This is a genomic window from Piscinibacter sp., assembly GCF_050175855.1.
Taxonomy (GTDB): Bacteria; Pseudomonadota; Gammaproteobacteria; order Burkholderiales; family Burkholderiaceae_C; genus Piscinibacter.
In genome coordinates, this window is sequence record NZ_JBFXIO010000378.1 from 1 (window position 1) to 4,998 (window position 4,998).

5 protein-coding genes, 1 pseudogene and 2 riboswitches are annotated in these 4,998 nt (G+C 67.4%); of the genes and pseudogenes, 4 read left to right on the forward strand and 2 right to left on the reverse strand.

What is annotated here, in order from left to right:
• A pseudogene (gene gcvT, locus AB7U92_RS21815) lies at nt 1-355 on the reverse strand (glycine cleavage system aminomethyltransferase GcvT); the annotation flags it as partial.
• Between the two features lie 67 nt (nt 356-422).
• Nucleotides 423-534, reverse strand: a riboswitch (glycine riboswitch).
• Between the two features lie 14 nt (nt 535-548).
• Nucleotides 549-653, reverse strand: a riboswitch (glycine riboswitch).
• Between the two features lie 33 nt (nt 654-686).
• Here gcvT and rlmD point away from each other — a divergent pair.
• A complete protein-coding gene (rlmD, locus tag AB7U92_RS21820; protein WP_428582038.1) occupies nt 687-2,030 on the forward strand; it encodes a 23S rRNA (uracil(1939)-C(5))-methyltransferase RlmD in 1,344 nt (447 codons plus the stop codon).
• A gap of 47 nt (nt 2,031-2,077) precedes the next feature.
• On the opposite strand, the gene AB7U92_RS21825 is transcribed toward rlmD, so the two are convergent.
• Entirely contained in the window at nt 2,078-2,770 is a 693-nt protein-coding gene (locus tag AB7U92_RS21825) for a Bax inhibitor-1/YccA family protein (RefSeq protein WP_428582041.1), read from the reverse strand.
• A 158-nt stretch (nt 2,771-2,928) separates the two neighbouring features.
• Between AB7U92_RS21825 and AB7U92_RS21830 the strand changes: the two genes are divergently transcribed.
• The 3 genes from AB7U92_RS21830 to AB7U92_RS21840 form a co-directional block, all read left to right on the forward strand.
• Nucleotides 2,929-3,342: a GlcG/HbpS family heme-binding protein gene (locus AB7U92_RS21830; RefSeq protein WP_428582044.1), complete on the forward strand. Its 414-nt coding sequence runs from the start codon at nt 2,929-2,931 to the stop codon at nt 3,340-3,342.
• Nucleotides 3,343-3,529: 187 nt separating this feature from the next.
• On the forward strand, nt 3,530-4,693 hold the full coding sequence (gene carA / locus AB7U92_RS21835; RefSeq protein WP_428582047.1) for a glutamine-hydrolyzing carbamoyl-phosphate synthase small subunit: 1,164 nt from the start codon (nt 3,530-3,532) through the stop codon (nt 4,691-4,693).
• Nucleotide 4,694: 1 nt separating this feature from the next.
• A partial coding sequence (locus AB7U92_RS21840) for a hypothetical protein (protein ID WP_428582050.1) occupies nt 4,695-4,998 on the forward strand: 304 nt, incomplete at its 3' end.

The window sequence follows — 4,998 nt, forward strand, 5'->3', positions numbered from 1 at the left end:
CGGCGTTGACGATGACCAGGAAGTCCGTCTCGCGGCGGGTGATCATCAGGTCGTCGAGGATGCCGCCTGCCGCATTGGTGAAGAAGCCGTAGCGCTGGCGCCCCGGCACAAGGCCGGCCACGTCGACGGGCACCAGCGATTCGAGCGCGGCCGCCACGCCGTCACCCGACAGGCGCACCTGACCCATGTGGGATACGTCGAACAGCGCGGCCGAGTCGCGGCAATGGCGGTGTTCGGCGAGGATGCCCGCGGGGTAGCTCACCGGCATGTCGTAGCCGGCGAAAGGCACCATCTTGGCGCCGAGTTCGATGTGCAGGGCGTGCAGCGGAGTCTTCTGCAGCGGAGTGTCGGACATGATCGCCTCCTGGCGATGCTTCGAGGGCCTTTGCCAACCCCGGCGCAGCGCAAGCCATGCCGGGTGCCGTGCCCTCTCTGTCCGCTTTACCTGAGAGATTGGCGGGCGCCGCAACCGATGCGCCCGCTTGCCCCTTCGGTGGGCCCGCTCGTGGCGGGCCTCTCTCCAGCGAGGATCGCCGTGCGTTTCCGCGCGGCGTTTGCCAGTCCTTTTGCCTGAGCGTTCGAACCGGGCCCAACGGAAACGGTTCTGCGCCTTCGGCGGCTTCACGGGTGAAGCTCTCTCCTGACGGGCGGCAGTGTAGCAGCCAGGCCCGGGATAATCCCAATCCATGACTGCTGCAGACGAATGGTTGACGGTCGAGTCGCTCGACCTCGAGGCGCAGGGCGTGGCCCACGACGCCGAGGGCAAGGTGGTGTTCATCGACGGCGCCTTGCCGGGGGAGCGCGTGCGCGTGACGGTGCAGCGGCGCAAGAACAACTGGGAGCAGGCCACGGCCGTGGCGTGGCAGCGCGAGAGCTCGCAGCGCGTGCGGCCGCAATGCCCGCACTTTGGTCACTGCGGCGGCTGCAAGATGCAGCACCTGCACGTTGCCGCGCAGGTGGCGACCAAGCAGCGTGCGCTGGAGGATGCGCTGTGGCATCTCGGCAAGGTGAAGGCCGAGCGGCTGCTGCGGCCAATCGAAGGGCCGGCCTGGGGCTACCGCTACCGTGCGCGGCTGTCGGTGCGCTTCGTCGCCAAGAAGGGCAAGGTGCTGGTCGGCTTCCACGAGCGCAAGTCGAGCTTCGTGGCCGACATGGAGCGCTGCGAGGTGCTGCCGCCGCGCCTGTCGGCGATGCTGCTGCCGCTGCGCGAGCTGATCGGCGGCATGCAGCAGCGCGACCGCCTGCCGCAGATCGAGGTGGCGGTCGGCGATGCGGTGACGGCGCTGGTGCTGCGCCACCTCGAGCCGCTGGCTGACCATGACCTGGCCAGGCTGCGCGCCTTCGCGGCCGAGCATGGCGTGCAGTGGTGGCTTCAGCCCAAGGGGCCGGACACCGTGCACCGTCTCGACGAGGGCGGGCCGGAACTGGCCTACACGCTGCCCGAGTTCGGCATCGTGATGCCGTTCAAGCCCACCGACTTCACCCAGGTGAACCACCAGATCAACAGCGTGCTGGTGTCGCGTGCGCTTCGCCTGCTCGACGTGCAACCGAGCGAGCGCGTGATCGACTGGTTCTGCGGGCTGGGCAACTTCACGCTGCCGATCGCCCGCGGTGCGCGCGAGGTGCTGGGCATCGAAGGCAGCGAGGCGCTGGTGCAGCGCTCGCGCGAGAACGCGTCGCGCAACGGGCTCGCGGACAAGGCCTCGTTCGAGGCGCGCAACCTCTTCGAACTGCCCGCGGCGGACCTCGCGGGCTACGGCGCGGCCGACAAGTGGTTGGTCGACCCGCCGCGCGAGGGCGCCTTCGCGCTGGCCAAGGCGCTGGCGGAACTGCATGCCGAGCCGTCGCTCGCTGCCGGCTGGCAGCCGCCGCGGCGCATCGTCTACGTGAGCTGCAACCCGGCGACGCTGGCGCGCGATGCCGGCCTGCTGGTGCACCAGGCCGGCTACCGTTGCGTGTCGGCAGGGGCGGTGAACATGTTCCCGCACACCGCGCACGTCGAGTCGATCGCCGTTCTCGAGCGACCATGAAAAACGGGGCCCGAAGGCCCCGTTTCAGCACGCGCGGCGAGCCGCGATCACTCGCTGCTGCCGCCGATGCCGAACAGCGAGAGCAGCGCCTGGAACACGTTGTAGATGCTCAGGTAGACGCCCAGCGTGGCGCTGATGTAGTTCGTCTCGTAGCCATCACGCACGCGCTTCAGGTCGTACAGGATGAAGGCGGAGAAGATGCCCGTCACCAAGACTGACAGCGTCAGCATCAGCGCGCTGGACTGGATGAAGAAGTTGGCGATGCCGGCCACCAGCACCAGGATGGCGCCGATGAAGAGGAACTTGCCCATGCCCGACAGGTCGCGCTTGATCACCGTCGACAGCGCAGCCATGCCGAGGAAGATCGCGCCAGTGCTGGCGAACGCCATCATGATCAGGCTGGCGCCATTGGCCAGGCCGAGCACGGCGCCGACCAGGCGAGACAGCATCACGCCCATGAAGAAGGTGAAGGCCAGCAGCACGGGGACGCCGGCGGCCGAGTTCTTCGTCTTCTCGATGGCGAACATGAAGCCGAAGGCGCCCACCAGGAACACCACCAGCCCCACACCCGGCGACATCGCGCGGGCGATTCCGGTCTGCACGCCCAGCCAGGCGCCGAGCACCGTCGGCACCATCGACAGCGCGAGCAGCCAGTAGGTGTTGCGCAGTACGCGGTTGCGCTGCTCGGCTGACGTCGCGGTACCGGCGTAGCCATAAGCAGCTTGCAGACTCTGATCCATTGAACCTCCGTGGGGGTTGTTGATGCAGCCTGTGACAGGCCGCAATCATTCTAAGTTCCCCCTTCTCGCGTCGAAAAAGACCGTACGCGCCGTGGCGGAATGGCCCTGCTCGAGCGCGCTACAGTGCCGGCAGTCTCCACACCCTTCCCAGGCACGACATGAAGAACAAGCCCTACCTCACCCTCGACGACGTCAAGCGCATCGCGGCGGCGGCCGAAGCCGAAGCGCTTGCCAACAAGTGGGCGGTGTGCATCGCCATCGTCGATGACGGCGGTCACCTGTTGTGGTTGCAGCGCCTGGATGGCACGGCGCCGATCTCCTCCCAGATCGCACCGAACAAGGCGCGCACCTCGGTGCTTGGCCGCCGCGAGAGCCGAATCTACGAAGAAATGATCAATCAGGGGCGTGTCTCGTTCCTCAGCGCGCCGGGCCTAGAGGCACTGCTGGAAGGCGGCGTTCCCATCATGGTCGACGGCCACTGCGTCGGCGCAGTCGGCGTCAGCGGCGTCAAGTCCACCGAAGACGCGCAGATCGCCAAGGCCGGCATCGCCGCGCTCGGTCTTGCTGGGTGAAAACCCGGGGCGAGGGTGGTCGCTCAGCTATACTTCGCAGGTTTAGCTTCTTCCACCCCCGCCCAGCGAAACCTTCGCTGATTCCGACGGAAACTCCTTCGGTCTTCCCACCGCTGCGTCCCTTCGCGGATGCCGGATCCGGCTGCGACGAGCCGAGCTGGGCGCGCACACACGAACGGAGAACCCGGTGCCGCCGCAACTGCTGTCCCCACAAGCCCCGGCGATCCTGGCTCTCGCGGACGGCACGGTCTTCCAAGGCACGTCGATCGGCGCTGCCGGTCGCACCGTCGGCGAGGTGGTGTTCAACACCTCGATCACCGGCTACCAGGAAATCCTCACCGACCCGAGCTACTGCCGGCAGATCGTCACGCTGACGTATCCGCACATCGGCAACTACGGCGTCAACGCCGAGGACGTCGAGGCGGCCAAGGTGCATGCCGCGGGCCTGATCATCAAGGACCTGCCGGTTCTGCATTCGAACTTCCGCAGCACGGCCACGCTCGCCGAGTACTTGCAGCGCGAGGGCACGGTCGCCATCGCCAACCTCGACACGCGCCGCCTGACGCGCATCCTGCGCGAGAAGGGCGCGCAGAACGGATGCATCCTCACGCTCGGCGTGGGCGAGCCGATCTCGGCGAAGCACCGTGAGGAGGCCATCGCCGCCGCGAAGGCCGCGCCCAGCATGGCCGGACAGGACCTGGCCAAGGTGGTGAGTTGCACCGAGCGGCACGAGTGGACCGAGACCGCCTGGACGCTGGAAGACGGCTACGGCAAGCTCGGCCAGCCGAGGCACCACGTGGTCGCCTACGACTTCGGCGTCAAGCGCAACATCCTGCGCCTGCTGGCCAGCCGCGGCTGCCGCGTCACCGTGGTGCCGGCGCAGACTCCGGCGAAGGACGTTCTCACGCTCAAGCCCGACGGCATCTTTCTCAGCAACGGCCCCGGCGACCCGGAGCCTTGCGACTACGCGATTGCCGCGGCACGCGAGCTGATCGACACCGGCATCCCGACCTTCGGCATCTGCCTCGGCCACCAGATCATGGCGCTGGCCTCGGGTGCGAAGACCTTCAAGATGAAGTTCGGCCACCACGGTGGCAACCACCCGGTGAAGGATCTCGACAGCGGCCGCGTGAGCATCACCAGCCAGAACCACGGCTTCGCGGTGGACGAGAAGACACTGCCGATGAATCTGCGCGCGACGCACGTCTCGCTGTTCGACGGCACGCTGCAGGGCCTGGCGCGCACCGACAGGCCGGCGTTCTGCTTCCAGGGGCACCCCGAAGCCTCGCCCGGGCCGCACGACATCGGCTATCTGTTCGACCGCTTCGTGAATCTGATGGAGAAACGTTGAGATGCCGAAGCGCACAGACATCCAGAGCATCCTGATCATCGGCGCCGGCCCGATCATCATCGGCCAGGCCTGCGAGTTCGACTACTCCGGCGCCCAGGCCTGCAAGGCGCTGCGCGAGGAGGGCTACCGCGTCATCCTCGTCAACAGCAACCCGGCGACGATCATGACCGACCCGGGGATGGCCGACGCCACCTACATCGAGCCGATCACCTGGCAGATGGTCGAGAAGATCATCGAGAAGGAGCGGCTGGAGCGTCCTGACGAACGGATGGCGCTGCTGCCCACCATGGGCGGCCAGACCGCCC